At 73.8% G+C, this 26,484-nt stretch carries 26 protein-coding genes; 15 read left to right on the top strand and 11 right to left on the bottom strand.

Annotated elements, in window-relative coordinates; all coding sequences use genetic code 11:
* Positions 1-89 precede the first annotated feature (89 nt).
* Together ACQEVB_RS37645 and ACQEVB_RS37640 are read left to right on the top strand one after the other, a co-directional pair.
* Positions 90-602 (top strand): MarR family winged helix-turn-helix transcriptional regulator, encoded by a 513-nt coding sequence (locus tag ACQEVB_RS37645; protein ID WP_432983574.1) that lies wholly within the window; start codon positions 90-92, stop codon positions 600-602.
* An 11-nt stretch (positions 603-613) separates the two neighbouring features.
* Complete coding sequence (locus tag ACQEVB_RS37640; protein WP_432983571.1) at positions 614-1,420, top strand: EamA family transporter; 807 nt, start codon at positions 614-616, stop codon at positions 1,418-1,420.
* A 4-nt stretch (positions 1,421-1,424) separates the two neighbouring features.
* On the opposite strand, the gene ACQEVB_RS37635 is transcribed toward ACQEVB_RS37640, so the two are convergent.
* From ACQEVB_RS37635 to ACQEVB_RS37620, 4 genes are all read right to left on the bottom strand, one after another.
* Positions 1,425-1,646 (bottom strand): hypothetical protein, encoded by a 222-nt coding sequence (locus ACQEVB_RS37635; protein ID WP_432983568.1) that lies wholly within the window; start codon positions 1,644-1,646, stop codon positions 1,425-1,427.
* Positions 1,647-1,726: 80 nt separating this feature from the next.
* Positions 1,727-2,677: a hypothetical protein gene (locus ACQEVB_RS37630; protein ID WP_432983565.1), complete on the bottom strand. Its 951-nt coding sequence runs from the start codon at positions 2,675-2,677 to the stop codon at positions 1,727-1,729.
* 10 nt (positions 2,678-2,687) lie between these two features.
* Positions 2,688-5,999: an AAA family ATPase gene (locus ACQEVB_RS37625; RefSeq protein WP_432983562.1), complete on the bottom strand. Its 3,312-nt coding sequence runs from the start codon at positions 5,997-5,999 to the stop codon at positions 2,688-2,690.
* Positions 5,996-7,153: an exonuclease SbcCD subunit D gene (locus ACQEVB_RS37620; protein WP_432983559.1), complete on the bottom strand. Its 1,158-nt coding sequence runs from the start codon at positions 7,151-7,153 to the stop codon at positions 5,996-5,998. The genes ACQEVB_RS37625 and ACQEVB_RS37620 overlap by 4 nt, the downstream gene beginning before the upstream one ends.
* A 130-nt stretch (positions 7,154-7,283) precedes the next feature.
* Between ACQEVB_RS37620 and ACQEVB_RS37615 the strand changes: the two genes are divergently transcribed.
* The 8 genes from ACQEVB_RS37615 to ACQEVB_RS37580 all read left to right on the top strand — a co-directional run bounded on the left by ACQEVB_RS37615 (position 7,284) and on the right by ACQEVB_RS37580 (position 13,927).
* Complete coding sequence (locus ACQEVB_RS37615) at positions 7,284-7,784, top strand: ribbon-helix-helix protein, CopG family (RefSeq protein WP_432983556.1); 501 nt, start codon at positions 7,284-7,286, stop codon at positions 7,782-7,784.
* 70 nt (positions 7,785-7,854) lie between these two features.
* Positions 7,855-8,703 (top strand): DUF4097 family beta strand repeat-containing protein, encoded by an 849-nt coding sequence (locus ACQEVB_RS37610; protein ID WP_432983553.1) that lies wholly within the window; start codon positions 7,855-7,857, stop codon positions 8,701-8,703.
* Positions 8,700-9,695 (top strand): ATP-binding cassette domain-containing protein, encoded by a 996-nt coding sequence (locus ACQEVB_RS37605; RefSeq protein WP_432983550.1) that lies wholly within the window; start codon positions 8,700-8,702, stop codon positions 9,693-9,695. The genes ACQEVB_RS37610 and ACQEVB_RS37605 overlap by 4 nt, the downstream gene beginning before the upstream one ends.
* On the top strand, positions 9,692-10,468 hold the full coding sequence (locus tag ACQEVB_RS37600) for an ABC transporter permease (protein ID WP_432983547.1): 777 nt from the start codon (positions 9,692-9,694) through the stop codon (positions 10,466-10,468). The genes ACQEVB_RS37605 and ACQEVB_RS37600 overlap by 4 nt, the downstream gene beginning before the upstream one ends.
* Entirely contained in the window at positions 10,465-11,652 is a 1,188-nt protein-coding gene (locus ACQEVB_RS37595; protein ID WP_432983544.1) for a cytochrome P450, read from the top strand. The genes ACQEVB_RS37600 and ACQEVB_RS37595 overlap by 4 nt, the downstream gene beginning before the upstream one ends.
* 16 nt (positions 11,653-11,668) lie before the next feature.
* Positions 11,669-11,857, top strand: coding sequence for a hypothetical protein (locus ACQEVB_RS37590; RefSeq protein WP_432983541.1), 189 nt, complete (start codon positions 11,669-11,671; stop codon positions 11,855-11,857).
* Positions 11,858-11,954: 97 nt separating this feature from the next.
* Positions 11,955-12,398, top strand: coding sequence for a ribonuclease HI (gene rnhA, locus ACQEVB_RS37585; RefSeq protein WP_432983538.1), 444 nt, complete (start codon positions 11,955-11,957; stop codon positions 12,396-12,398).
* A gap of 266 nt (positions 12,399-12,664) precedes the next feature.
* Positions 12,665-13,927 carry a DUF222 domain-containing protein gene (locus ACQEVB_RS37580; RefSeq protein WP_432983535.1) on the top strand — a complete coding sequence of 421 codons (1,263 nt, stop codon included), beginning with the start codon at positions 12,665-12,667 and terminating at the stop codon, positions 13,925-13,927.
* Positions 13,928-13,967: 40 nt separating this feature from the next.
* Here ACQEVB_RS37580 and ACQEVB_RS37575 read toward each other — a convergent pair whose 3' ends face one another.
* Complete coding sequence (locus tag ACQEVB_RS37575) at positions 13,968-14,246, bottom strand: hypothetical protein (RefSeq protein WP_432983532.1); 279 nt, start codon at positions 14,244-14,246, stop codon at positions 13,968-13,970.
* Between the two features lie 56 nt (positions 14,247-14,302).
* Complete coding sequence (locus tag ACQEVB_RS37570; protein WP_432983529.1) at positions 14,303-15,553, bottom strand: MFS transporter; 1,251 nt, start codon at positions 15,551-15,553, stop codon at positions 14,303-14,305.
* A gap of 118 nt (positions 15,554-15,671) precedes the next feature.
* On the opposite strand from ACQEVB_RS37570, the gene ACQEVB_RS37565 reads away from it, so the two are divergent.
* Complete coding sequence (locus ACQEVB_RS37565) at positions 15,672-16,820, top strand: hypothetical protein (protein ID WP_432983526.1); 1,149 nt, start codon at positions 15,672-15,674, stop codon at positions 16,818-16,820.
* On the opposite strand, the gene ACQEVB_RS37560 is transcribed toward ACQEVB_RS37565, so the two are convergent.
* The 3 genes from ACQEVB_RS37560 to ACQEVB_RS37550 all read right to left on the bottom strand — a co-directional run bounded on the left by ACQEVB_RS37560 (position 16,795) and on the right by ACQEVB_RS37550 (position 19,839).
* Entirely contained in the window at positions 16,795-17,973 is a 1,179-nt protein-coding gene (locus tag ACQEVB_RS37560) for an SGNH/GDSL hydrolase family protein (RefSeq protein WP_432983523.1), read from the bottom strand. The two genes, ACQEVB_RS37565 and ACQEVB_RS37560, sit on opposite strands and share 26 nt — an antisense overlap.
* Positions 17,974-17,980: 7 nt before the next feature.
* Positions 17,981-18,985, bottom strand: a complete 1,005-nt coding sequence (locus ACQEVB_RS37555; RefSeq protein ID WP_432983520.1) for a TerC family protein — start codon at positions 18,983-18,985, stop codon at positions 17,981-17,983.
* An 80-nt stretch (positions 18,986-19,065) separates the two neighbouring features.
* Positions 19,066-19,839 carry a glycerophosphodiester phosphodiesterase gene (locus ACQEVB_RS37550; RefSeq protein ID WP_432983517.1) on the bottom strand — a complete coding sequence of 258 codons (774 nt, stop codon included), beginning with the start codon at positions 19,837-19,839 and terminating at the stop codon, positions 19,066-19,068.
* Between the two features lie 18 nt (positions 19,840-19,857).
* On the opposite strand from ACQEVB_RS37550, the gene ACQEVB_RS37545 reads away from it, so the two are divergent.
* The 4 genes from ACQEVB_RS37545 to ACQEVB_RS37530 are packed head-to-tail and all read left to right on the top strand — an operon-like array spanning position 19,858 to position 23,595.
* Positions 19,858-20,529 (top strand): HAD hydrolase-like protein, encoded by a 672-nt coding sequence (locus ACQEVB_RS37545; RefSeq protein ID WP_432983514.1) that lies wholly within the window; start codon positions 19,858-19,860, stop codon positions 20,527-20,529.
* Positions 20,530-20,586: 57 nt separating this feature from the next.
* Complete coding sequence (locus ACQEVB_RS37540) at positions 20,587-21,414, top strand: alpha/beta fold hydrolase (protein WP_432983511.1); 828 nt, start codon at positions 20,587-20,589, stop codon at positions 21,412-21,414.
* A gap of 19 nt (positions 21,415-21,433) precedes the next feature.
* On the top strand, positions 21,434-22,069 hold the full coding sequence (locus ACQEVB_RS37535; protein ID WP_432983508.1) for a TetR/AcrR family transcriptional regulator: 636 nt from the start codon (positions 21,434-21,436) through the stop codon (positions 22,067-22,069).
* Positions 22,066-23,595 (top strand): FAD-dependent monooxygenase, encoded by a 1,530-nt coding sequence (locus ACQEVB_RS37530; RefSeq protein ID WP_432983505.1) that lies wholly within the window; start codon positions 22,066-22,068, stop codon positions 23,593-23,595. Before ACQEVB_RS37535 ends, ACQEVB_RS37530 begins: the two co-directional genes overlap by 4 nt.
* Here the strand turns inward: ACQEVB_RS37530 and ACQEVB_RS37525 are convergent.
* Both ACQEVB_RS37525 and glpK read right to left on the bottom strand, forming a co-directional pair.
* On the bottom strand, positions 23,585-24,910 hold the full coding sequence (locus tag ACQEVB_RS37525) for a spinster family MFS transporter (protein ID WP_432983502.1): 1,326 nt from the start codon (positions 24,908-24,910) through the stop codon (positions 23,585-23,587). The genes ACQEVB_RS37530 and ACQEVB_RS37525 overlap by 11 nt on opposite strands.
* A 47-nt stretch (positions 24,911-24,957) precedes the next feature.
* Positions 24,958-26,454, bottom strand: coding sequence for a glycerol kinase GlpK (gene glpK, locus ACQEVB_RS37520; RefSeq protein ID WP_432983499.1), 1,497 nt, complete (start codon positions 26,452-26,454; stop codon positions 24,958-24,960).
* Positions 26,455-26,484: the final 30 nt, after the last annotated feature.

Genomic DNA, 26,484 nt, shown 5'->3' with positions numbered 1-26,484 from the left:
CGGCGGAACGCGCGACTCGCCTGGCGCTTGCATCCGGACCGTTCGATCGGGGCGCTGCGCCTGACGGGGCACCCTGATATGCATGAGTCATGCATGACGAGCGTCTGGGGAACCTGCTCGGCGCCGCCGCGCTGGCCGTCACCGATCGGATGCTGGCAGGCGTGCAAGCGGCCGGCGGCGTCGGGGCGAGCAGCGCGGCGGCGCTCGTCGCGCTGGCCGAGACACCGGGCACGAGCGTCACCGAGCTGGGCCGCGGGATCGGGTTGTCGCAGCCGGCCGCGGCTCGGATGGTCGACGGGCTGGAACGCGCCGGGCTGGCGGCGCGGTCCCCGCGGCCCGGGCGGGCGGTGGCCGTCGCGCTCACGGCGGCCGGCGAGCGGGCGGTCGCCGAGATCCGGGCCGCCCGCGCCGCCGCGCTCGACGAGCTGGTCGCCGTGCTGGACGCGGCCGAGCGCGTAGCACTGACGACGGTCCTCGAACGCCTGCTCGCGGCGCTCTACGCCGGCCGCGCCGACGTGCTCTGCCGGCTCTGCGACCGCGCCTGCTGCGTCGACGGCGCGGTGTGCCCGGTCGGGCAGGCCGAGCGCGACCGGGCGGTCTGACTGTGGGCGCGGTGCTCGCGCTGGTGTCCGCGCTGGCCTACGGGTTCTCGGACGTGGTCGGCGGTCTGGCTGCCCGGCGGACGCGGCCGCTCGTGGTGGCGTTCGTCGGGCAGGTGAGCGGGCTGGTCACGATGGCCGTCGCCGTGGCGACGCTCTCCCCCGTCACACCGGCGGTGGCCGACCTGGCGTGGGGCGCGCTGTCCGGGTTGGGGACGGCCGCGGCGATGGCGTTCCTGTTCCGCGGCATGGCCCGGGGTGCGATGTCGGTGGTGGTGCCGGTGAGCGCGGTCGGCGGGGTCGCGCTGCCGGTCGTGGTCGGGGTGGCGCTGCTCGGTGAGCGGCCGTCGCTGATCGCGTGGGCCGGGGTGGTGCTCGTGCTGCCCGCGCTCTGGCTGGTCTCGCGCAGCGGATCGGCCACGCCGACCGGCCCCGCGGTCCGCGACGGACTGGCGTCCGGCGTCGGCGTTGCGGTGCAGTACCTGGCCCTTGCGCAGGCGGGCGCGGACTCGGGGCTGTGGCCGGTGCTCGCCGGACGCGTGACCGCGGTCCTCGCCGCGGGCGTCCTGGTGCTCCCCGAGCGACGGATGGCGCCCGGTGTCCTGGCCGTGGCCGCCGGGGTGCTCGCCGCCGGCGCGCTCACCGCGTACCAGCTCGCGGCCCGCACCGAGTACGTGTCGGTGGCCGTGGTGCTGTCGTCGCTCTACCCGGTGGTGCCGGTCGTGGTCGGGCTGGTGGCGCTGGGCGAGCGGGTCGGGCGGCGGCAGGGGGCCGGGCTGGTCGGAGCACTGGCCGCGGCCGCGCTCGTCGCGCTGGGGTGAGCGGTCAGTGCTCGCGCAGCCCGCCGATGCCGCGGGCCGGGTCCCACGATCCCGTGTCGGGCCGCTCGTGGGCCGCCGTCCGCGGTGCCGGGCAGCCGCCGTTGTGGAGGAACGAGTGCCGCCACACAATCGTGCCGTCGGGGCGGGCGTGGTCGATGTGCGCGAGCCGGACCACCGGCTCGCTCTCGGCGATCTGCGCGCAGCACCGCTCGCACAACATGATCATGGGCGTCCTCCGGCTCTCGTCACGGATTGTTACCCGCGGCCGGCGACGGCGGGCGACGATAGCGACGAGCCCCACACGAACTACCCCGCGGGCACCACCTGCGCCGCCGCCCGGCGCAGCGCCCGGTACAGCACGGCAGGCTCGCCGAGCCGCCGCCGCAGCGCGCGTTCCAGGCCGGCGATCGGGTAGAGGTTCTGCGGCGCCCGCGAGTCCTTGTACTCCGTGGACGCGTACCGGACGAGCGTGGCCTGGCTGCGCGCCGCCAGCTCGACCGACGCCGGCCCTGCGGGTGCCTCCACGCGCACGATCCCCGCCCACGGCGTGCCAGGCGCGGGCGGCAGGCGCAGGTACCAGGTGTGCCGCTCCCACGACGTGCCCAGCGCGAAGACCGGCGTGCGCTGGCCGGGCCGCAACTCCGCGACGACGGCACCCAGCTGCGGCGGCAGGTAGTCGCTGCGGTGGCTCTTCACGAACCCGATGGCCCGCGGCAGGTGCGCGCGCCCGCGCAGCGGACCGTCCACGACGAGCAGGTCGTCCGGCTCGCCGGCGCCGACTCGAGCCAGCTCGGCGGCCGCCAGCTCCACCTCGCCGAGCGCGCGCTGCAGGGCCAGCGACAGCACCTGCATCGGCGCGACGTCGGCGCGAGCGGCTGTCGGGACGGCCTCGTAGGTGCCGGCGGCCGTGTCGATGCCGGACGCGTCGGCGACCGTGGTGACCAGCCCGCGCCGCACCTCCGCGACCGCCAGGTGCGCGCCCTGCTCCGGGCAGCAGCACATCACCCCTGCCGCGTAGGACGCGCACAGCGCCAGCGCGCTCTCCTGCCCCTGGTCGACCCACACCTGCGCGTCGACCCGGCGCACCCCGTCGACGAACAGCACCGCGGCCGGCTGCGCCACCGGCATCGGGTCGATCGGTGCCCAGCGTCGCGCCGGCACCTCGACGTCCGGGTCGACGAGCGCCGACGACGCGCCCAGCTCGGTGTCGAGGCTGGCCCCGTAGCTGGGGTCCCAGGGATCGACTGAGAATCTCACGCAGCGAACCTCACACGCTCTCCCGCTCGATCGACGACGTGCGCTGGTCGCGCCGCACCGCGAACCGGACGGGCACCCGCTCGGCCAGCGCGGGCACGTGCGTGATCACGCCGACCATCCGCCCGCCGCCTGCGGCGAGGTTCTCCAGGGTGCTGGCGACCACGTCGAGGTTGGACTCGTCGAGGGTGCCGAAGCCCTCGTCCAGGAAGATCGACTCGAGGCGAGCGGCACCGCTGGCGGCCAGGTGCGACATCTGCGCCGACAGGGCGAGCGCCAGCGCCAGGCTGGCCTGGAACGTCTCGCCGCCGGAAAGCGTCTTCACCGGGCGGCGCGAGTCGGCGTCGGCGTGGTCGACGACGAGGAACTCGCCGTTGTCGTGGGTGAGCTCGAACTGCCCGCCGGACAGCTCCGCGAGGCTCGCCGACGCGTCGGTGACCAGCGCGTCCAGCGCGGACGCCACGAGCCAGCGCGGGAACCCGTCGGAGCGCAGCAGCCCGCCGAGCAGCTTCGCGACGCGGTGGGCCTCCTCGGCGCGGTCGCGGTCGGCGACCAGGCCGGCGACGGCGGCGCGGCGCTCGACGATCCGCTCGTGCGCGGCGCGGGCCCGCGCCGCCTCGGTGGCCACCGCGGTGATCGCCCGGGCCGGCTCGGCGGCGAGCCCGGCGCCGGCGAACGGGACGTCGTGCTCGGCCAGCTCGGCCGCGAGGCGTTCGGCCTGCCCGTCGACGAGGGTCGCGGCGTCGGCAGCTGCGCGCTCGGCCTCGACGACGCGCGTCGCCCGCTCGGCCCGCGCGGCATCGGCCCAGCTCAGGAGGGCCGCCCAGGCGTCCGGCAGCTCGACGTCGGGTTCGAGCGCCGGTGCGCCGAGCGCCACCAGCGGGTCCCGCGCGGCACGCAGCACCCGCCATCCGGTGGCGACGGCTCGTTCGACGTCGGCGGCGGCGGTGTCGGCGATGCGCTGCGCGCGTCGGGCCGCCCGCAGCTCGGCGTCGGCGGTCTCGGCGGCCTTCTCGGCAGCGGTGACCCTGGCGAGCGCGGCTTCTGCAGTGGCCGGAGACGGTGCCCCGTCCAGCGCGGAGCGCAGCACCTCGATCCGGCGCTCGACCGCGGTGACGGTGGCGCGGGCCTCCTGCTCGGCACGGGCCGCGGCGGTCTCGGCCGTGCGCCGGTCGCGGGCCGCGCGCTCGGCGGTGCGCAGCGCGGCCTCGGCGGTGAACCGTTCCTGCTCCGCGGCGCCCGCCGCGGCCGCGGCGGCAGGCAGTTCGGCCTCCCGCTCGGCAGCGGCGGTGGCCGCCCACTCCAGCAGCGCGGTCCAGCCTGCGAGGGGGTCGTCACCGGTGCCGGGGGCGCCGAAGGGCACGAGCGGGTCGCGCGCGGCACGCAGCGCGGCGGCGGCCCGGGCCGACGCGGCGCGCACGTCCTCGACGGCGGCGGCTGCCGTGGTGACCGCCGCCCGCGCCGCCCGCACCGCCTCCGCCGCGCGCTGCTGCTCGGCCGCGACCCGTTCGGCCTCTGCGACGGCGGCGGCGAGCTCGGCCGACGTGGTGATGCCGGTGTCGGCCAGCGCGGCCCGCAGCCGGTCGGCCGCGGCCTCCTGCCGCGCCACCTCGGACTCGGCGCGGGCGAGCGCAGCCGTCGCGGCCGCCTCCGCGGCGACGGCCTGCTCGTGCTCCTGTTCGGCCGCGGCGAGCGGTGACTCGGTGTCGGCGTCCACCGCAGCGGCCGGCGGCAGCGTCGCGACGGCCTGCGCGCAGACCGGGCACTCCTCCCCCGCCACCAGCGAGGCCCGCAGCGTGGCCGCCAACCCCGATCGGACGGCCTCGGCGTGCGCCGCGCGCGCGTGGTCGCGGCGGTGCCGGGCCGCGGTCACGGCCTCCGCGGCAGCGTCGGCCGCACGCCGGGCCTGCTCGACAGCGGCGACGGCAGCGGTGTGGGCCTGCTCGGCGGTGGCCAGCTCGGCGAGGTCACGCCGCGCGCGGTCGAGCACCGCCCGCGGCTGCGCGACGGCGGCGCGGGCCTGCGCCTCGGCCTGCTCGGCGGCGGCCAGCGCGCTCGTGGCCAGCGCGTGCTCGCGCTGCGCCGCGGCCTCCCGCCCGCGAAGCGCGTCCAGCCCGGCCGGCGCGGCGAGCCCGCGCAGTGCGGTGCGCTCGGCGCGCAGGCGGTGCGCGCGCTCGTCGGCGACGCGGTGCGCCGCGACCGCAGCCTCGACGGCGGCCCGCGCGGCGTCGTGGGCGGCCAGCGCGTCGCCGGCGTCGCGGGCGGCCAGCTCGTACTCCGCGACGGCCTTCGCCTGCCGGTCCTGCAGGCCGGGCAGCTCGGCGAGTGCGCCGGCCAGCTCGCGGTGGTCGTGCAGCACGCGTTCCAGCCGGGACCGGGCCGGTTCGGCGGCCAGCGCGGCCCGCGCCGCGGTGTCGGCCTCCTCCGCACGGGCGACGGCACCGGCCGCATCGGTCGCGGCGGCGACGGCCGCCGCGCGGCGGGCACCCAGCTCGGCGAGCCCGTCCGGGGCGCGGACGGCAGCCAGCCGCGCGCCCTCCTCGTGCAGCCGGGTCACCTGCTCTGCCGCGGCACGCTGCTCGGCGACGGCCGCGGTCAGCACCGGCACGGCAGCCGCGACCCGTTCGGCGAGCTCGTCGAGCACGGTGACGCGGTCGGCGGCGGCCTGCTCGGCCTCGGCCGTGGCGTCGGCGTAGCCGCCGAGCTGCTCGGTGAGCACCTCGGCGCGCTGCCGCTGCGCGGCTGCCTCGCCGTTGGCCTCCTTCGCGATCCGCTCGTACACGTCGAGGCCCAGCAGCCGGACCAGCTTCTCCTGCCGCTTGCGCGGCTCGGCGTGCAGGAACTCGGCGAACTCACCCTGCGGCAGCACCACGCAGGTGCAGAAGTCGGCGAACGTGAGCCCGAGCAGCGCGGTGACGGCGGCAGTGGTGTCTCCGGCGCCGTCGGCGAGCGGCTCGGTCTCCTCGTCGGCCGCTCCCGTGCCGGACGGGTCGCGCAGCCGCTCCAGCCGGGCGCCGCGCACCGACACCGAGCCGGACGCGGCCCGGCGCAGCTCGCGGGCGACGACGAACCGCTCCCCGCCCACGTCGAACACGAGCCGGACGGCGCCGCGGCCCGCGGTGGGGGCCAGCGCGTTCGCCACCGAACGCGGGTTGTCCCAGCGCGGCACCGAGCCGTAGAGGGCGAAGGTGAGCGCGTCGATGACGGTGGACTTGCCCGACCCGGTGGCCCCGACCAGCGCGAAGTAGTCGGCGCCCGCGAAGTCGACGGTGGTGGGCTCGCGGAACGCCGCGAACCCGGCCATCTCCAGCAGCACCGGCCTCATGCGCCCGACACCTCGTCGTGCAGGCGCCGGAACAGCTCCTCGACGCGCGGGTCGTCGACGGACCGGGTGCCGAGGTACTCGTGGAACAGCTGGGCGGGGGTCGCGTCCGCACCGCTGGGCCGTGACCGCGCGACGGTGACGGGTGCGGCGAACTCGGGATCGATGCGCACCTCGAGCGCGTTCGGCAGCACGGCCGTCACCTCCTCCCGCAGTCCGGCCCTCGCCGGTTCCCTGACGAAGATCCGCAACCAGTCGTCGCCGAGGGTGGCAGCGAGGTCCGACAGTTCCGCGACGGTGCCGCGGACGGTGCGCAGCCGGCGGCCGGCCGTGAGCGGGATGTCGGTGACCGTCGCCGGCACGCCGGGGGCCGCTTCCACCAGGCAGACGACGGCGGTGTTGTCCTGCTCGCCGAAGTCGACGGCGAGCGGCGACCCGCTGTAGTGGACGGGGCACGCGGCGGCCATCTGCTGGCGGCGGTGTAGGTGGCCCAGCGCCACGTAGTGCGTCTCGACCGGGAAGATCGTGGCTGGCACGGCGTACTCGAAGATCGTCTGCGCGGCACGCTCGCCACCGCCGAGCTTCCCGTCGAGCACGGTGAGGTGGCTCATCACGAGGTTGACGGAGTCGTCGCGGAACCCGCTGGTCAGCGAGGCGAGGATCTCCCGCAGCTGCTGGTCGTACTCGCCGGTGTTCTCGGCGGCGGTCTGCGCGATCAGGTCGAGCGCACGCACCGCGTAGCGCTGCGACAGGAACGGCAGCACGGCCAGCGTGCCGCGCTCCCCCGTGCCGCGCGCGGTGAACTCGATCAGCCCGCCGCGGTCGGCCGTGCGCACGCCGCCGACCAGCGTGATCCCGGCGGCGTTCGCGAGCGGCCGGTAGGCGTCGATCATCGTGGGGTTGTCGTGGTTGCCGGCGATCGCGTAGACCTCGGCGCCGGTGCTGGCGAGCCCGATGAGGGTGCGCACCACCAGGTTCTGGGCCTGTGCGGACGGGGCCGCGGAGTCGTACAGGTCACCGGCAACGAGCACGGCGTCGGGTTCCTGCTCGCGCGCGATCGCGACGATCTCCCGGAGCACCTGCTCCTGCTCGTCGAGCCGGCTGTGCCCTTTGAGGGTCTTGCCGACGTGCCAGTCGGAGGTGTGCAGCAGTCGCATCAGGGCGCCATCGTAGGAGCCCTCTTCGACGCAGCCGCGCAGGCGCACCGGAGCCATCTCAGAGCCAGTCTGAGCCAAACTGAGCCAACATGGCTTGCGTGTGATGCCACGGTGTGCCACAGTGTGCGTCGTGGACCTGACGCCCTACGTGGAATCCCTCGGCCGCCAGCTGCTCGCCGTCGTCGAGGCCGGTGGCCCCGACGCGTCCGCGCTCATCGAGCGGCTCGCACCGGGGATGGAGTCGGCGATCCGGCTCGCGCTGTTCGAGGCGCTCTCGGCCGCCGCCGACGAGATCACCCGCGATCTCGCGCCCGGCTCGGTCGAGGTGCGGCTGCGCGGCCGGGACCCGCACTTCGTCGTGGCCGCACCGCCCGCGCCGCAGCCGGTCGACGGCCCGAGCGAGCGTGTCACGGCCGACCCGAACCTCGACGACGGCCCGTCCGTGCGGATCAACGTCCGGCTCCCGGAGCCGTTGAAGGCCGCCGTCGAGGAGGCCGCGAACCGCGAGGGCCGCTCGGTCAACGCGTGGCTCGTCCGGGCCGCGTCCTCCGCGCTGCGCGGGCCGGTCCGCGACACCGCCGAACGGCCCGGCGGGCGCAGCGCGCAGCACTTCACCGGTTGGGTCCGCTGACCCAGCCTCGTCTCACCGTGCCCCGCTGACCTGCGGGGATGTTCTTCCCACCCATTCCGAGGGGACAGCCATGCCTACTTTCGCCACACCACAGCCGATCTCCGCGACGATCGAGCTCTCCGTCGGCAACGTGCAGCTCGTCGCGAGCGACCGCACCGACACCGTCGTCGAGGTCCACCCGACCAACCCGGCCGACCAGTCGGACGTCGAGGCGGCCGGCGCCACCCGCGTCGACCACGTCGACGGCGTGCTCACCGTGCGCGGGCCGAAGTCGCGGATGCTCGACTTCTCCCGCAAGACCCGCTCCGTCGACGTGGTCGTCGAGCTGCCCAGCGACTCGCGGGTGACGGTCGACCTCTCGGTCGGCGACTGCAGCAGCTCCGGCGTGCTGGGCGACTGCCGGGTGAAGAACTCGGTGGGGCAGGTCAAGCTCTACCGGACCGGCCCGCTACGCATCGAGACGGCCGCCGGCGACATCGTCGTCGACGCCGCCGACGGCAACACCGACGTCAACACCGGCAGCGGCCAGGTGCGCATCGGTGCGATCGGCGGCAGCGCCACCGTGAAGAACGCCAACGGCAACACCGACCTCGGCGACGTCGACGGCACGCTGCGGGTGCGTGCGGCCAACGGCAACATCTCCGTCGACCGGGCCGGCGCCGACGTGGAGGCCACCACGGCCAACGGCTCCATCCGCATCGGCGAGGTCGTCAGCGGCCGGGTCGGGCTCGACACCTCGTTCGGTGGGCTGGAGCTCGGCATCGCCGAGGGCACCGCCGCGTGGCTCGATCTGAAGACCGGGTTCGGCCGTGTGCGGAACTCCCTGGATGCCGGCGACGGGCCGGGCAAGGCCGAGAACACGGTCGAGGTCCGGGCCCACACCGCGCACGGCGACATCACCGTGGGGCGTGCGCGATGAGCGAGCTGGCGAGCGAATCATCAGCACAGCGCGAGCTTGCGAGCGAATCATCAGCACAGCGCGGCGAGGCGATCGCCGTGTCGGGGCTGCGCAAGTCCTACGGCGACCACCTCGTGCTCGACGGGATCGAGCTGCACGTCCCGCGCGGCACTGTGTTCTCCCTGCTCGGCGCGAACGGCGCCGGCAAGACCACCACCGTCAAGATCCTCTCCACCCTGATCGCGGCGGACGGCGGCCGCGTGGCCGTCGCGGGCCACGACGTCGCCACCGATCCCGACGCCGTCCGGGCCGCGATCGGCGTCACGGGCCAGTTCTCGGCGGTCGACAACCTGCTGACCGGCCAGGAGAACCTGCAGCTGATGACCGATCTGCACCACCTGGGCCGGGCGGCCGGGCGGGCGCGGGTGGCCGAGCTGCTGCGCCGGTTCGACCTGGTCGACGCGGCCACCAAGCCGGCGTCGACCTACTCCGGCGGCATGCGGCGCCGGCTCGACCTCGCGATGACGCTGGTCGGCTCGCCCCAGGTGATCTTCCTCGACGAGCCCACCACCGGTCTCGACCCGCGCAGCCGTCGCAGCATGTGGCAGATCGTGCGGGAGCTCGTCGCCGGCGGCGTCACGATCTTCCTGACCACGCAGTACCTGGAGGAGGCGGACGAGCTCGCGGACCGGATCGCGGTGCTCGATCACGGGCGGATCGTCGCCGAGGGCACGCCCGACGAGCTCAAGCGGCGCATCCCCGGCGGTCACGTCCTGCTCCGCTTCGCCACCCTCGCCGACCTCGAGTCCGCCACCCGCGCGGTCGGCCACGCCTCCCGCGACGGCGACGCGCTGGAGCTGCGCGTGCCGCACGACGGCAGCCTCCGCTCGCTGAAGGCGCTGCTCGACCGGCTCGACACGGACCTCGTCGAGGTCGAGCAGCTGAGCATGCACACCCCCGACCTCGACGATGTCTTCCTCGCCCTCACCGAACGGAAGGTGACCGCGCCATGACTTCCGCAACCTTGGCCTTGTCCGACTCGGCGACGATGGTGCGCCGCAACCTGCGGCGGATGCGCCGCTACCCGTCGATGACGGTGCTGCTGGTCGGCATGCCGATCGTGTTCCTGCTCCTGTTCGTCTACGTCTTCGGTGGCGCGCTCGGGGCCGGCATCGGCACCGCCGACTACGTCGACTACGTCACGCCGGCGATCCTGCTGATGACGATCACCTCGGTGGTGCAGGGCACCTCCATCTCGGTCGCCATGGACATGACCGAGGGCATCGTCGACCGGTTCCGCACGATGGCCATCGCCCGCGTCTCCGTCCTGACCGGGCACGTCGTGGGCAGCGTCGTCCAGGCACTGCTCGGCGTCACGGCCGTCCTCGCCGTCGCGCTGCTGATCGGCTTCCGCCCGACCGCCGGCGTCGGCGACTGGTTCGCCCTGGTCGGCGTGCTGCTGCTGATGTCGTTCGCGTTCGTCTGGCTCGCCGTCGCGCTGGGGCTGGCGGCCGGCAGCGTCGAGTCGGCGAGCAACGTCGGCATGCCGCTCGTGCTGCTGCCGTTCCTGGGCAGCGGGTTCGTGCCCACCGAGTCGATGCCGACGGTGCTGCGGTGGTTCGCCGAGTACCAGCCGTTCACCCCGTTCATCGAGACGCTGCGCGGGCTGCTGATGGGCACGCCGATCGGCGTCAACGCCCTGCTCGCGCTCGGCTGGGGCGTCGTGATCGCCGCGGGCGGCTACCTCTGGTCGACGAAGCTGTTCAACAAGGAGTCGACGCGATGACCAGGATCGACGGTTTGCCGACGGTCCGCCCGACCGGCTGCCCGCTCGACCCGCCCGCCGAACTGGCCACGATCCGCGCGGAGGCACCACTCGCGCGCATGGTCTACCCGGACGGACACGTCGGGTGGCTCGCCACCGGCCACGCCGCGGCCCGCGCGATCCTGGCCGACCGGCGGTTCAGCTCGCGGTACGAGCTGATGCACCTGCCCATGGAGATCCCCGGGATCACCGAGCTGCCGCCCGCCCCGGTCGGCGACCTCACCGGTATCGACGCGCCCGAGCACACCCGCCTGCGCAAGTTGCTGACCGGCCGGTTCACCGTCCGCCGGATGCGGGTGCTCGGCGAGCGGCTCGAACGGATCACCGCCGAGCACCTCGATGCGATGGCGGAGCACGGCCCGCCCGCCGACCTGGTGGCCGCGTACGCCCATCCCGTCCCGGCCATGATGATCTGCGAACTGCTGGGCGTGCCCGTCGCCGACCGCGCGACGTTCGCCCGCCACGCGCACGCGATGACGGCACCGGGCGCCACCCCGGACGAGACAGGTGCCGCCTACGGCGCGCTGCAGGAGTACATCCACGACCTGGTCCCGGCGAAGCGCGCCGACCCCACCGACGACGTGCTCAGCGAGCTCACCGCTTCCGAGCTGGACGACACCGAGATCGCAGGATTGGGCACGTTCCTGCTGGCCGCAGGCCTGGACACGACCGCCAACCAGATCGCGCTCGGCACACTGGTGCTGCTGACCCACCCCGATCAGCTCGCGCTCCTGCGCGCCGATCCCGCCCTGGTCGACCAGGCGGTGGAGGAGCTGCTGCGCTACCTGACCATCGCGCACACCGGCGCGCGGGCCGCACTGGAGGACGTCGAGATCGAGGGGCACCTGATCCGGGCCGGCGAGACGGTCACCATCGCGTTGCAGGCGGCCAACCGCGACGGCGCGCGGTTCGCCGACCCCGACGCGCTCGACCTGCGCCGCTCCACGACCGGCCACCTCGCGTTCGGCCACGGCGTCCACCAGTGCCTCGGCCAGCAGCTGGCCCGCGTCGAGATGCGCGTCGCCTTCCCGGCGCTGCTGACGAGGTTCCCGACGCTCCGGCTCGCGGTGCCCGCCGCGGATGTCCCGTTGCGGCACAGCCAGAGCATCACGGGCGTGTACGAGCTGCCGGTTGCCTGGGATTGATTTCAAGATCACTACCTTGAAGGCGGGGCCGGCCGTTCGTCTCGCCCAGCTCGCCGTGCTGGCCGGGGTCGTGGTCGCGCTCGACAAGGGGCAGCAGCGGGCCACCACCCTGGTGGCGACCCGGCCGAAGTTCCTGCGGGTGCTCGTCGACTTCCCGGACGGGTCAACGTGCGGGTGCCGCTGCAGCTCCTCCGCGCCGGGGTGAGCTGGCCGCGCTGATCCCGCCATGCACCGTCGACGTCGGCCAGGCCGAGGTCAAGGTGCGCGTCTTCTGTGAAGAGGCGAGCGCTAGGTTCGCTGACGTGACGGTGGTGCAGATCTGGACCGACGGCGCCTGCAGCGGCAACCCGGGCCCCGGCGGCTGGGGGGCGGTGCTGCGGTACGGCACAGCGGAGAAGGAGTTGTGCGGCGGCGAGGCCGGCGCCACCACCAACAACCGGATGGAGCTGACCGCACCGATCCGAGCGCTGGAGAGCCTCACCCGCCCGTCCGTCGTGGAGATCTGGACGGACTCCACGTACGTCCGCAACGGCATCACCAGCTGGGTGCCGAAGTGGAAGGCCAACGGCTGGACGACCTCGGCCCGCACGCCGGTCAAGAACGCGGATCTGTGGCAGCGGTTGGACGCGGCGGCGGCTCGGCACACGGTGGCTTGGCACTGGGTCAAGGGGCACGCGGGGCATCCGGAGAACGAGCGGGCGGATCGGCTTGCTGTTCGGGGGATGGCCGAGGCTCGCGGTCGTTGAGCCTCCTGAACTACCCCTTCGCTGTCCTGGTCTTCGGTTTGTGGTGTCCGGTCCTGGGTGCGCGAACGGGGTAGCGCGGTTGAGGCCCTCGGTCTGCGTTGCGGCGCTGCCGGGGTTCTCAAACGAATAATGTGGTCGGCCTAGCAGCCGTACCCGACTTGGAACTCCTTCTGACTGCCTTCCCTCCCGCTGCGTGCATGGTCATCTGGCTGCGGTGCCGTATTCGAACACTTGTTTGGCTCGCCTGTTTTCGGTAGGATACAGGCATGTCCACGTCCGTCTTGGTTGCGCAGCTCGCTGAGGCTGTTGCGCGGCTCGAAGAGCAGAAGAATGCTCTCGCCGCGCAACAGTCTGCGGCGATTCTTGCGCTCGGGCGGGCTGTGGCGGCCGAGCGGATCGACGCCGGTGTCACTGATCCCGACGATGTGCAGCGGGTTGTCGCCGAGCAGGTCGGTCAGGCCTGCCGGGTCTCGGCCCATGAGGGTGGGAAGCGGGTGCGGATCGCCCGGGACCTGCACGCCGGGCACTCCCGGGTGCGGGCCCTGTTCGCGGCCGGGCTGCTCAACGAGCAGAAGATCGCCTTCATCACCAGCGCCGGGTCGCACCTCGACCCCGAGGAACGATCCTGGGTCGACGAGCAGCTCGCCGAGCGCGGTGTCGAGACCTTGAGCGTGCGACGCATCCACGATCTGGCCCGGAAGCTGGCGGCGGAGGTGGCGCCGGAGAAGTTCGCCGCACGCTGCGCCCGGGCCCGGTCCGGGCGGCGGGTGACCGTACGGCCCTCCACCGAACCCGGCATGGCCGACCTGACCGCCCACCTGCCCGTCGAACAGGCCGTGGCCTGCTACGCGGCAATGCGCAAAGCCGTGAACGAAGTCTGGGTCCGGCCCGAGCCGGTGCTGCGGGGGCGGGGCGAGATCGTGGCCGACACCCTGGTCGAACGGCTCACCGGACAAGTCCAGGCCGACGACGTCGCCATGCAGGTGAACATCGTGGTCCGGGTAGAAGACCTGCTCGACCCCGACAGCGCGTTGCCCGCAGAGGTTCCTGGTTACGGGCCCGTCCCGGCCGACATCGTCCGCGCCGGCGCCGGACGGAAGACGTGGCGGCTGTTCACCCGCGACGGGGCGATCATCGGCAGCGACTCGGTGCAGCGCTGCTTCACCGGGGTACTGGCCGAGCTGATCAAGATCCGGGACGGGGGCCGGTGCACCGCACCGTACTGCGATGCCCCGATCCGCCACATCGACCACCGCGAACGCTGGCGCGACGGCGGCCGCACCACATTCGACAACGGCAGAGGGCTATGCGAGTTCCACAACCATCTGCGGGAAATCGGGACCACAGCCAGTCGACCACGCATGCAACGGAAGCGAAGGCAAGCAGACAGAGTTCCCAGTCGGGTACGGCCGCCAAGTCGACCACATTATGCAGTGAAAACCCCGGTTGCGCCGCCACGGAAGCGGTCACCCGAGGCGGCAACCCCGCTCGCTCCACAACGAGGCCGAAGACCTGAAACTGACGGCTGACAGCGCGGAGAATGAGCTCACCGCTGAGAAGAAGACGCAGCTACCGGAAACCCAACAGCACCACGAGGAGCAGAACCGCCACCAGGCCCGTCCCCACGACGACAGCGGTGAGCCGAGCGACGAAGGGCTGCCGCGCCGGGGGCGCGGCCATCTCCTGCACGAGCACGGGATCCGGCCGGCGGACGGGTGGCCGCGGCGGCGCCGCGCGGACGACGTCCGGCGGGGCGCAGCGCTGGGTCGGGATGAGTGCCACCAGGTCGAGCACGAACGGCTCGGTGACCGGTTCGGCGTCGTTGGGGTAGCGCTCCGCGGGGATCACGGTGATCTCTTCGGCACAGGAGTCCCACCCGTTACACACGGAGAGTGATCGATTGGCTACCTGACGGAGCGGATCCGGTAGACCAGCACTGCGCCGACGACGCCGACCGCCGCTGCCACTGCGTAGAGCAGCGGATATCCGCCGGGGCCGGTGACGAGTGCCCCCGCAGCGACCGGGGCCACCACCTGCGGCAGCGAGCTGGCGATGTTGAGCACACCGAGGTCGCGGGCGCGGTCGGCCGCCGTCGGCAGCACCTGGGTGAGCAGGGCGAGGTCGACGGCCGAATAGGTACCGAAGCCCAGGCCGAGCAGCACGGCCGCCACGAGCACGCCCGACCACGTCGGCCAGCACGCCATGAGCACGGCGGCCGCCGACATCGCCAGCGCGCCGCCGCACACGAAGACCCGTCTGCGGTGCAGCCGGTCCGACGCGATCCCGGCGACCATGGTGGCAACGAGCACGGCGGCCAGGTTGACGCCGGTCGCGATCGTGACGGCGAGCTTCGGGTCGGCGACGCGCACCGAGTCGGCGAGGAAGTAGAAGAGGTACAGCAGCGCGATGGAGTTGCCCAGGTTGACGAGGAAGCGGGTGAACCACGCCCAACCGAAGTCGGGGTGGCGGCGCGGGTCCACCCAGAACCCGGCGAGGAACCGGCGCCAGTCGATCGGGGGCGGCGCCGTCGTCGCCGGCCGCTGCCGGGCCAGCACGAACGGCAGCCCGGCGAGCAGCAGGAAGACCGCGCAGCCGAGGTAGCCGGCGGCGACGGCGTGGTCGAGGTTGGCCAGTCCGGTGCCGATCCCGACCCCGACGATCAGCGCGAGCCCGGACCACCCGGCAGCGGTTCCGCGCTGGCGCACCGGCACCTCGTCGGGGATGGTGGCCGACAGGGCTGCGTAGGCGGCGTTGAGCGCTGTCTGCACCACGCACCAGCCGATGATCATGACGGCGACGGAACCGGCCGCGGCCAGCACGATCAGCCCGACCGCCCCGCCGAGGAAACCGGCCGCGACCCACGGCACGCGACGCCCGTAGCGCGAGGTGGTGCGGTCGGAGATCGCCCCGAACACCGGGTTGGCGACGAGCGATGCCGCTGCACCCAGCCCGAGCACCAGGGCGAGCACGCCCTCCTTCCCGGCCCCGGCGAACGTCTCGGCCTGCATCGGCAGCAGCACCTGGATCGCGCCGAACAGGCCGGCGAACAGGCCCACCCAGGCCAGCGAGAACCGCAGGATCCACGCGCCGCGGACGGGCTGGACGGGCTCACCGGTCGCGGTGTGCGACGGGGTGGTGGCTGCGTCCGCGCCCATCGCCGTCACCGCCCGTCCTCGCGCATCCCGCCATCATCACAAACCGGTGGCGCATCCGGTACGACCGGACGGTCGGGTCGCCCGCAGCGCCCCCGACCGGGTCCGGGACGATCCTCGCGTGGCCATCACCGGAGCCGAGCAGCGGACCGATCGCACGGCGGTACTGGCCCCGGCCGTGATCTACCTGGCGGTGCGGATCGTGGGACTGCTGGTGCTCGCGGTCATGGCCGCGCACGACGGCACCACGCTGGGCGAGCGGCTCGCCAGCTGGGACGGCGACTGGCTGCTCGCCATCGCCCGCTACGGCTACGCCGGCGTCCCCGCGAGCCACCTCGATGCGTTCGGCAATCACACCCCCATCACGCCGTACGGGTTCTTCCCCGGCTACCCGCTGGCCGTGTCGGCGGTCGGGCTGCTCACCGGCGGCAACCTGGTGCTGGCCGGGCTCGTGGTGTCGCTGGTCGCCGGGGTCGTGGCCGCGTACGGGCTGACCGCGCTCGGCACGCTGGTGCCGGGCGGTTCGCGGCGCGCCGGGCTGCTGCTGGTGGCGCTGTTCGCGGCGATGCCGATGGCGGTCGTGCTGTCGATGACCTACACGGAGGCGTTGTTCTGCGCGTTCGCCGTGTGGGCGCTGGTCGGGGTGCTGCGGGAGCAGTGGCTGCTGGCCGGGCTGTGCGCGGCGGGCGCCGGGCTCGTCCGGCCGACGGGCAACGCTGTGGCAGCGGCGGTCGTGCTCGCCGCGATCGTGACGATCGTGACCCACCGCGCGACCTGGCGGACCTGGGTCGGCGGCCTCCTCGCCGGCGCCGGCATCGTCGGCTACCTGGCCTACGTGGCCGCGCAGGCGGGCCGGTGGGACGCGTGGTTCCGCATCCAGCGCGAGGGCTGGGGCTGGTACTTCGACGGCGGGGGCGGCACGGCGAAGTACGTGGCCGCGGTGCTCGCCGACGGGGAGCGGCTCTTCGACGTCGCGATCGTGGTCGCGCTGGCGGCGTCGGTCGCGCTGTTCGTCGTGATGGCGCGGACGCGCGTGCCGTGGCCGCTACTGGTGTACGCGTTCGTCGTGCTCGTCACCGTGTGGGGCACGGAGGGGCTGATGAACGCGAAGCTGCGCCTGCTGGTGCCGGCGTTCGTGCTGCTCGTGCCGGTGGCGGTCGGGCTGGCCCGGCGCCGGCCGAGCACCGCGGTGAGCGTGCTGGTCGGGGTCGCGCTGGCCTCGGCCTGGTACGGCGGCTACGCGCTCACGATCTGGCCGTACGCGATCTGACGAACGCCCCGCCCGCGCCGAAGGCGAGCGCGGCGAAGCGCTCCCCCATCAGCCGCTGCGTCGCGGCGTCGGGGTGCAGCCGGTCCGGGAGCGGCAGGTCGGCGGCGTCGGCCTCGCCGTACAGCTCGCGGCCGTCGAGCAGGTGCAGGTGCGGGTCGGCGCGCTGGTCGACGATCCGCGCCAGCTCGGCGCGGATCGTCCGCAGGGTCAGCCGCCCGGCCCGGACGTCGGCCGGGTCACCTGTGGCCCGGTAGCGGATCACCCCGTCGTCCGCCGAGAGGTCCAGGCCCGCCGGTCCGGGCACGTCCTCCTGCATCGGGCACAGCACGGGCGACACCACCAGCAGCGGCGTCTCGGGGTGGCCGTCGCGGATGGTGTCGAGGAAGCCGTGGACGGCCGGGGTGAAGGCACGCATCCGCATCACGTCGGCGTTGACGATGTTGATGCCGACCTTGACGCTGATCAGGTCGGCGGCCAGGTCGCGCAGCACGCGCGCGACCGGCTGGTCGAGCATCGCGCTGCCGCTGAACCCCAGGTTGACCAGCTCGACGCCGGCGAGACGGGCAGCGACGACCGGCCAGATGCCCGTCGGCTGCGCGGCGTTGGAGCCCTGGCTGATCGAGCTGCCGTAGTGCACCCACACCGGTCCGCGGGCCGGCACCGGCGCGACGGGCGCGTCGGTGCGCAGCTCCACCAGCTCGACCCGCTCGTAGTGCGGCAGCCAGATCTCGACGGTCTTCTCCCCCGCCGGCAGCCCGGCGAACCGGACGGTGCCGACCGGGCCCTCGACGACCTCGACGGCGAAGGTCGCCGGGTCGACGATCATCGCCGTGCCGCCGCCCGGCAGCGCCTGCCCGGCCGGCTCCCCGTCGACGACCAGGTCGAACGGGCAGTCCGGGCGCGGGGCGAGGTCGCGGAAGCGCGTGACCGTGCGGTGCACGTCCAGCTCGACGAGGGTCGCGGCGGTGCGCAGCACCAGCCGCACGCCGGAACCCTGCGCCGCGGCGCCGGCCAGCTGGGGGTCCGCGACGGCACGGGCGCGCGCGGGCAGCCGCTGCGGCAGCAGCCCGTGCGCGCCGCGCTCCAGGTCGAGCGCGCCGCGCACGAGCTCGGCGGTGATCGGGACTGCAGTGATCGTCGGCACGGCAGCCATCGTGCCCCTACTGCTCGGGGTGAACCTTCTCCGGGCTGCCCGTCAACGAGCCGGCGTGCGCGGTGAGCGTCGGGTCGTTGCGGGTCTTGATCAGGCTGGCCACGGTCACGATCGCCAGCACGCCGACGATCACGCCGAGCGAGAGCGGCGTCGGGATCTCGGGCACGGCCGGGGAGATGTCGACGTGCAGCCAGTGCAGGATCAGCTTCACGCCGATGAAGCCGAGGATCACCGCCAGCCCGGTCGACAGGTACACCAGCCGGTCGAGCAAGCCCTTGACCAGGAAGAACAGCGCGCGCAGGCCGAGCAGGGCGAACGCGTTGGCGGCGAACACGATGAACGCCGACTCGGTGACGCCGAAGACGGCCGGGATCGAGTCGAGGGCGAACAGCACGTCGATGCCGCCGATCGCGATCAGCACCACCAGCAGCGGCGTGACCATCCGCTTCCCGTCGACGCGGGTGAAGATCCTGCCGCCGTCGTAGTGCTCGGTGACGGGCAGCAGCCGGCGCGCCGTGTTGACCACCACGTTGTTCTCGACGTCGGGGTCCTCGTCGCGGTGCCGGAACAGCTGCACCGCGGTGTAGATCAGCAGCAGCCCGAACAGCAGGAACACGAACGAGGCCAGCGACAGCAGCGTCGCACCCAACGCGATGAAGATCACCCGCAGGATCAGCGCCAGCACGATGCCGAACGTCAGCACCTTCTGCTGGTGCTCGTCGGGCACGGCGAAGGTGGCCATGATGATCACGAAGACGAAGAGGTTGTCGACCGACAGGCTCTTCTCGACGATGTAGCCGGCGAAGTACTGGGTGCCTGCGTCACCGCCGTACGCGATGAGGAACCAGACGCCGAACGCGACGGCCACCGCGACGTAGAACACCGACCACAGCGCGGCCTCGCGGAACCCCACCTTGTGCGGCCGCAGCCACCCGAGCGCCAGGTCCAGGGCGAGCAGGACGAGCACCAGCCCGACCGTCACCACCCACGTGAGCGTGCTGATCTCGATCAAACCCCAACCCTCCACCGGTTCCATTACCAACGCTTTACCAACGGTGGCGACCGCGGCGTGGTTCCCCGGGGCCGGCCGCGCTACAGCAGCGCGCGGATCCCCGCCGGGTCGTTCGTGGTCACCTCCCCGACCCCCAGGTCGAGGCATCGCCGCAGGTCATCCTCCGTGTCGACGGTCCAGACGCGGGCCGTGGCGCCCGCGGCGAGCCACGTCCGTACCCGATCGGGGTACGCGGCCAGGTAGTCCAGGCCCGGTCCGGCGATGCCGACCGAGCCATCGTCGAGGCGCTCGGTCCCCAGCGCGAACCCGGCCGCGACGAGCTGGCACAGCAGCCGACCCGGCACCCCGCGCTGCAGCAGGTGGCCCACGGAGTCGGGGTCGAAGCTCATGAACGACACGTCGACCGTCCCGACGCGGCCCGTCTCCGGGTCCCAGCCGCGCTTCTCCAGCACGGCGAGCACCGCGTCCTCCAGCGCCGGCCCCTCGCCGAGCGCCTCGTGCTTGAGCTCGCACGCGAGACCCACCGGGCGGCCGGCGGCGAGCAGCAGGTCCAGCAGGTCGTCCAGCGTGAGCAGCTGGTCGGCGAGCAGTGCACCGGCCGGCAGCGCCACCCCTCTCCACGACCAGATGTCGAGGTCCCGCAGCTGCTCCAGGGTGTGCTCGGCGACCGGCCCGGAGCCGTCGGACGTGCGGTCGACGGTGCCGTCGTGGATCAGCACCACCTCGCCGTCGGCGGTCAGGTGCACGTCGCACTCGACGCCGTCGGCGCCGTCGACGAGGGCCTGGTCGTAGGCGGCGCGGGTGTGCTCGGGGAAACGGGCCGAAGCGCCTCGGTGGGCGTAGACGATCGTCACGCCGCTAAAATATGGTCAGTGCGCACCGCTCTGCTCGATCTCGACGGCACGCTCGCGGACTCCGCGGCCCTGATCGTCGAACACCTCGCCAAGGCCATGGCCACCGTCGGCGTGCCGGTGCCCGAACCGGCCGTGCTGCAGACGTTCGTCGGACCGCCCTTCGAGACGGCCCTGCCCGCCATCGGTGTGAGCGCCGAGCAGACCCGCGCGGTCATCCACGCCTACCGGGAGTCCTACGACCCGGTCGCCGCGCACGCCACCCCGATCTACCCGGGCGTGCCCGAGACCTTGCAGCGGCTGCAGGACGCCGGGCTGCGACTGGCCATCGCCACGTCGAAGCCGGAGTTCCTCGCCCGCAGCATCACCGCCGGCACCGGCCTCGACCGCTTCCTCACCGAGGTCGTCGGCGCCGACGACACCGTCGGGCGGATCGGCAAGGACAAGGTGGTCGCGGAGGCACTGCGCCGCCTCAGGATCGACCCCGGGCGCGACCCGGTGATCATGGTCGGCGACCGCCACCACGACGTCGACGGTGCCGCCGCGCACGGCGTCCGCTGCATCGGCGTCGCGTGGGGCTACGCCGCTCCTGGCGAGCTGGCCGGCGCCGAGCTCGTCGTGCCCGACATCGCCGAGCTGGAACGCGTGCTGCTGGGCGACGACATCTGGGAAGCGTCGGTCACCGCCGCCTGACCTGCGCTGTCAGGTCGCTGTCAGCCCCGGATCAGCGGTCGTCCGCAGGATCGCGGCATGACCACCCATGTCCGCACGTCCGCCGGCACCGACATCGCGTTCGAGCGCGTCGGCTCCGGTCCACCCGTCGTGGTGCTGCCGGGCGCGCTCAACCTCGGCGAGTCCTGGCGGGCCGTCGCGCTCGAGCTCGCCGACGAGTACACGTTCCTGCTGGTCGACCGCCGCTCCTCCGGCGCCAGCGGGCCGGGGCCCGAGCCTGCGACGTTCGCCGCCGAGATCGAGGACGTGCGCGCCGTGCTCGACGTGGCGCGCGAATGGGCCGACGCGCCCGCGCACCTGCTGGGGCATTCCTACGGCGCGCTGCTCGCGCTGCACACCGTCCGCGCCGACCCGTCCGGGATCGCGTCATTGCTGCTCTACGAGGCGCCCGTGCTCGCGGGCGACGCTCCCGTCGCGAGCGTTCTCGACCGGTTCCGCGTCCTCCGCGCCGCCGGCGACCACGCCGGCGCGCTGGGCTTGTTCCTGACCGAGGTCGTCGGACTGGGACCCGAGGAGCTGGCCGCGATGGACGGGCCCGACGCCGGCCCCGAGATCGATCTCGCGGGGCTGACGGCCTTCCTCCAGCACGACATCGAGGCGCTGACCGGCCTCCCGACGCCCGACACGTGGCACGGGATCGACGTTCCGGTGCTGCTCATGGCCGGTGCCGACAGCTGGCCGATGCTCCAGCGGAGCACGGCCGCCCTGCAGGCCGCGCTGCCGCACGCCGAGCTCGTCCCGTGGCCGGGTCAGACGCACTTCGCGAACCTGCTCGACCCTGGGCTCGTGGCGGTGACGATCCGCGAGTTCATTGCCCGAAAGGCAATTTTGCCGTTGAGGCAATAATCGGCGTAGCCTCGGGTCCGTGGTCGACGGCCTGCGAGAACGCAAGAAGCAGGAGACGCGCACGGCGCTGAGCTGGGCCGCCACCCGGCTCGTCATCGAGCGCGGGTACGCCGAGGTGCGCATCGAGGACATCGCCGACGCGGCGGGCGTCTCGCTGCGCACCTTCCGCAACTACTTCTCGTCCAAGGCCGAAGCAGTGGCGATGGCCGTGGCCGACCGGCAGCGGCAACGCGTCCAGCGCATCGCCGACGACCTTCGTGCCCGCCCCGCCGACGAGCCGCTGTGGCCGGCCGTGCTCGCGGCCGTCGAGGCGCAGTTCGCGCTCGGCCTCGACGACCACGCGCTCACCCCGCCACAGCAGGCCTGGCTGCAGGGCCTCCGGCTGATGCTCGACGAGCCGGCGATGCACGGCGAGATGTTCCGGGTCAACGCCGAGGCGGCGCAGACGCTGACCGCAGCCATCGCCGAGCGCACCGGCACCGACCCGCAGCGCGACCTCTACCCGGATCTGATCGCGCAGGTCATCGGTGCGGCGATGGACGTCGCCACGCGCCGGTGGGTCGCCGCCGACCCACCCGTGCCCCTCGCCCCGCTGCTGCGCGACGTCTTCACCCGGCTGGCCGCCGGCCTGCCCCCACCCGAGGAGACCCCATGATCGACGTCCTCGTCGCCGGAGCCGGCCCGAACGGGCTCATGACCGCCTGCGAGCTGGCGCTCGCCGGCGTGCAGGTCGTGGTGCTCGATCCCGCCGACGGTCCCGACCCGGCGCCGCGCGCCAACGGGCTCACCGGCCGGGTCGTGGAGCTGCTGCACCGCCGCGGCCTCTACGAGCGGCTCAGCGGCGTCGCCGGACCACCCCGGCCGGCACCGCACTTCATGTTCGCCGCGTTCCCCCTCGACCTCACCGGGCTCGGTGCCGACAACCCCGTGCACGGGCTGCCCGTGCCGCAGCGCGAGATCGTCAGGACGCTCGCCGCGCGGGCTGCGGAGCTGGGCGTCGAGGTCCGCTGGGGGCAGGGCCTCGACGGGTTCACGCAGGTCGCCGACCACGTGACCGTGGAGGTCGACGACGGCGCGCAACTGTCGGCGCGCTGGCTGGTTGGCGCCGACGGCGGCCACTCCCCCACCCGCAAGGCGGCCGGGATCGAGTTCGTCGGCGTCACCACCGACCGCTCGGTGAACCGGGCCGCGAACGCCGCGCTCCCGGCGGACTGGGTCGACACCGCGCGGCAGGTCGTCGACGTGCCCGGGTACGGCCCGGTGCCGGCGTTCGTCCACCACCGCACCGAGCGCGGGCTCTTCGTGTACGCCCCGTTCCCCGGGCGCGCGCCGCTGGTCAGCACCACCGAGTGGGACCGGCCCGCCGACGACGTACCCATGACGATCGAGGAGCTCGCCGCCAGCGCGTCCCGCGTACTGGGCACCGAGGTGCCGCTGACCGTCCCCGCGGTCGACGGGCCCGTCCTGCAGCGCCGCACCGTCGGCGGCAACACGCGCATCGCGGACCGGTTCCGCGCCGGCCGCGTCCTGCTGGTCGGCGACGCCGCGCACGTGCACTCCGCGATCGGCGGGGCCGGGCTCAACCTCGGCCTGCAGGACGCGGTGAACCTCGCGTGGAAGCTCGCCGGTGCCGTCCACGGGTGGGCGCCGGACGGGCTGCTCGACAGCTACGAGGCCGAGCGGCGGCCCGTCGGCGACCGCGTGCTCACGCAGACGCTGGCCCAGCAGGCGCTCATCGCGCCCGGACCGGAGGTCACAGCCCTGCGCGCGGTGTTCGGGGAGCTGTTGCAGGACCGCAGCACCGTCGCCCGCATCGCCGGGCTGATCTCCGGCGCCGACATCCGCTACGGCGACGCCGACCACCCGCTCGTCGGGAGATGGGCGCCCGACGTCGTCGTGGACGGCCGGCCCCTCGCCGAACTGCTGCGCACCGCCCGGCCGCTGTTGCTGGACCTGAGCGGCGGGGCGGTCGCGGCCGCAGCAGCGCAGTGGCCGGCCCGGATCGAGGTCGTCACCGGCGCGCCGGACCGGCCGTACCCCGCCACCGCGCTGCTCGTGCGGCCCGACGGGTACGTCGCCTGGGCCAGCAGCGCGGACACGCCGGGAGCGGGCGAGCTCGACGACCTGCAGGCTGCAGCGGCCACCTGGTTCGGCGTCGCGGCGCCCGCGCTCACGCGCTGAGCTGCCCCGCCACCAGCTGGTCGCGCATCCGGCCCGCGTCCCGCTTGATCGTCCGTGCGGCGCCGAACAGGCCGAGCGCGGCGACGAGCAGGGTGATCGGCACGACCCAGGCCAGCGCGGAGTGCAGCCCGATCGCGGCGGCCTCCTTCGCCGGCCCGCCGGCCGACTTCGCGAACCCGTCCGACAGCACGCCCGTGACGACCGGGCCGACCGCGCCGCCCAGCAGGTAGTTCGCGGCGAAGTACAGGGCGATCGTGGTGCCGCGCAGCCGCGGGACCACGACGTCGGCCAGCGCCGGGTAGGCCGCCACGTAGTAGATGTACTGCAGCAGCCACGCGACCCCGAAGATCGCGACGAAGGCGCCGACGGCGTCGCGGCCGAGCGACAGCGCCCACCACGCGAGCGGCGCCGCCACCAGCATCGACACCGCGCCCACCAGCACTCGCGACGTCGGCGAGCGGCGCCCGGCCCGGTCGGCCACCCACGCACCCGCGGTCAGGCCCACCAGGCCGGTGAGGCCGACGACCACGCCCGTCAGCGTGGCGGCCGGGGTGAGCGACACCCCGAACCAGCGCTGGAACAGCGGCACGGTGAACGTGTTGACCGAGTACGCGGCCATGTTCGAACCGACCCCGGCGAGCACGATCCACCACACCGTCGGCACCGAGAAGATCCGTTTGAACGGCTGGTCGCCCGGCCCGGCCAGCGCCGTCGGGCCGCTCGCCTCGGCCGAACCGCGGTGCGGCTCACGCACGAAGAAGAAGCACGCGGCCAGCAGCAGCCCCGGGATCGCCGCGAACAGGAACGGGGCCCGCCAGCTGCCGAACGCCTCCACGATCGGTCCGATCGTGAAGTAGGCGAGCACGAGGCCCAGGGGCAGGCCGAGCTGCATCAGGCCGGTCGCCCGGCTCCGCTTCTGCGCGGGGTACAGGTCGGCGAGCATCGAGTTGGCCGCCGGGGCGAACGTCGCCTCCCCGACGCCGACGCCCAGCCGGATCAGCAGCAGCGACACGAAGCCCGTCGCGCCGGCGGTGGCGGCGGTCAGGAGGCTCCACGCGGCGAGGCCCCAGCCCATGATCTTCGTGCGGGCGCGCCGGTCGGCGAGGAGGCCCAGCGGCACCCCGAACACCGCGTAGACCACGGTGAACGCGGCGGCCAGCACGCCGATGTCGGCGTCGGAGAGGCCGAACTCGTGCTTCAGCGGCTCCACGACGATCGACGGGATGACGCGGTCGAAGAAGTTCAGCAGGTTGCCCAGGAACAGCAGCAGGAGCACCCGCCACGCGGTGCCGGACGTTCTCCCGTCCTCGGGCATTCGGGTCCCCCTCCGCCACGACACTGTGCCGAGGCACGCACCGTAGCTCACTCCTCGGGCTGGACCCAGCCGTAGCTGCGCTGCACCGCCCGCCCCCAGTTCGCGTGCTCGCGCCGCCGCACCTGCGGATCCATCGCCGGCTCCCAGGCGGCAGCCCGGTGCCAGTTCGCGCGCAGCACCTCGACGTCGGACCAGTACCCGACGGCGAGCCCAGCCGCGTACGCCGCGCCGAGGCTCACCGCCTCCGAACCCAGCGGGCGCTCCACCGGCACGTCCAGCACGTCGGCGACGAACTGCATCAGCAGGTGGTTCGCCGTCATCCCGCCGTCGACCTTCAGCCGCGTCACCGGCAGGCCCGAGTCGGCGTCCATCGCGTCGACGACCTCGCGGGTCTGCCAGCCCGTCGCCTCCAGCACCGCCCGGGCCAGGTGCCCGCGCGTCACGAACGCGGTGAGTCCCACCATCACACCGCGGGCGTCGGGGTGCCAGCGCGGCGAGTACAGGCCGGAGAACGCCGGCACGATGTAGCAGCCACCGTTGTCCGGCACGCTCTCGGCGAGCGACTCGATCTGCGCCGCCGTCTCGATCATGCCCAGCGCGTCGCGGAACCACTGCACCAGCGAGCCGGTCACCGCGATCGCGCCCTCCAGCGCGTACGCCCGCCGGTCGCCGAGCACGTACCCGACCGTCGGGATCAGCCCGTGCGTCGACGTCGCCAACCGGTCACCCGTGTTCATCAGCAGGAACGCGCCCGTGCCGTACGTGCACTTGGCCTCGCCCGGCGCGAAGCACACCTGCCCGACCAGCGCCGCCTGCTGATCGCCCAGCGCGCCGGCCACCGGCACCCCCGGCAGCAGATCGGTGCAGGTGCCGTACACCTCGGCGTTGCCGCGGATCTCCGGCAGCATCGCGCGCGGCACGTCCAGGGCGGCCAGCAGCTCGTCGGACCACTGGAGGGAGCGGACGTCCATCAGCATCGTGCGCCCGGCGTTCGTCACGTCGGTGACGTGCACCCCGCCCGTCAGGTTCCAGATGAGCCAGCTCTCCATCGTCCCGAACAGGACGTCCCCGGCCTCCGCGCCGGCCCGCGCGCCGGGGACGGTGTCGAGGAGCCAGCGCAGGCGCGCACCGGCGAAGTACGTGGCCAGCGGCAGGCCCGTGACGCGGCCGATCAGCTCGCCGTGCCCGTCCGCTGCCAGGCGCTGGACCAGCGCCTCGGTGCGGGTGTCCTGCCAGGTGATCGCGCGGGCCAACGGGCGGCCGGTGCGCCGGTCCCAGACGACGGTCGTCTCACGCTGGTTCGCGATCCCCAGCGCGACGATGTTCTCCGGCCCCAGCCCCGCCGACCGCAACGCCGCCGGCACCACCCTCGTCACGTTGCGCCAGATCTCGGCCGCGTCGTGCTCCACCCACCCCGACGCCGGGTAGTGCTGCCGGTGCTCCCGCTGCGCCACCGCCACCATCCGCCCGGCCCGGTTGAAGAGCAGACACCGGGTGGAGGTGGTCCCCTGGTCGATGGCGGCCACCACCCGCTCAGTGCTCACCGCTCACACCCCCACCCGCGAGTTGCCCGG

This window comes from Pseudonocardia sp. CA-107938, assembly GCF_050936315.1.
Taxonomy (GTDB): Bacteria; Actinomycetota; Actinomycetes; order Mycobacteriales; family Pseudonocardiaceae; genus Pseudonocardia.
The sequence above is the reverse complement of the archived record's forward strand: the minus strand, read 5'-3'. Positions and strand labels throughout refer to the sequence as shown.

What these genes read in the sequence shown, in the direction of transcription:
- ACQEVB_RS37625 (WP_432983562.1), bottom strand. Translation starts at nt 5,999, where the DNA reads ATGAGGCCGGTGCTGCTGGAGATGGCCGGGTTCGCGGCGTTCCGCGAG.
- ACQEVB_RS37600 (WP_432983547.1), top strand. Translation starts at nt 9,692, where the DNA reads ATGACTTCCGCAACCTTGGCCTTGTCCGACTCGGCGACGATGGTGCGC.
- ACQEVB_RS37525 (WP_432983502.1), bottom strand. Translation starts at nt 24,910, where the DNA reads ATGCCCGAGGACGGGAGAACGTCCGGCACCGCGTGGCGGGTGCTCCTG.
- ACQEVB_RS37645 (WP_432983574.1), top strand. Translation starts at nt 90, where the DNA reads ATGCATGACGAGCGTCTGGGGAACCTGCTCGGCGCCGCCGCGCTGGCC.
- ACQEVB_RS37595 (WP_432983544.1), top strand. Translation starts at nt 10,465, where the DNA reads ATGACCAGGATCGACGGTTTGCCGACGGTCCGCCCGACCGGCTGCCCG.
- ACQEVB_RS37580 (WP_432983535.1), top strand. Translation starts at nt 12,665, where the DNA reads ATGTCCACGTCCGTCTTGGTTGCGCAGCTCGCTGAGGCTGTTGCGCGG.
- ACQEVB_RS37605 (WP_432983550.1), top strand. Translation starts at nt 8,700, where the DNA reads ATGAGCGAGCTGGCGAGCGAATCATCAGCACAGCGCGAGCTTGCGAGC.
- ACQEVB_RS37530 (WP_432983505.1), top strand. Translation starts at nt 22,066, where the DNA reads ATGATCGACGTCCTCGTCGCCGGAGCCGGCCCGAACGGGCTCATGACC.
- ACQEVB_RS37635 (WP_432983568.1), bottom strand. Translation starts at nt 1,646, where the DNA reads ATGATCATGTTGTGCGAGCGGTGCTGCGCGCAGATCGCCGAGAGCGAG.
- ACQEVB_RS37570 (WP_432983529.1), bottom strand. Translation starts at nt 15,553, where the DNA reads ATGGGCGCGGACGCAGCCACCACCCCGTCGCACACCGCGACCGGTGAG.
- ACQEVB_RS37560 (WP_432983523.1), bottom strand. Translation starts at nt 17,973, where the DNA reads ATGGCTGCCGTGCCGACGATCACTGCAGTCCCGATCACCGCCGAGCTC.
- ACQEVB_RS37610 (WP_432983553.1), top strand. Translation starts at nt 7,855, where the DNA reads ATGCCTACTTTCGCCACACCACAGCCGATCTCCGCGACGATCGAGCTC.
- ACQEVB_RS37540 (WP_432983511.1), top strand. Translation starts at nt 20,587, where the DNA reads ATGACCACCCATGTCCGCACGTCCGCCGGCACCGACATCGCGTTCGAG.
- ACQEVB_RS37620 (WP_432983559.1), bottom strand. Translation starts at nt 7,153, where the DNA reads ATGCGACTGCTGCACACCTCCGACTGGCACGTCGGCAAGACCCTCAAA.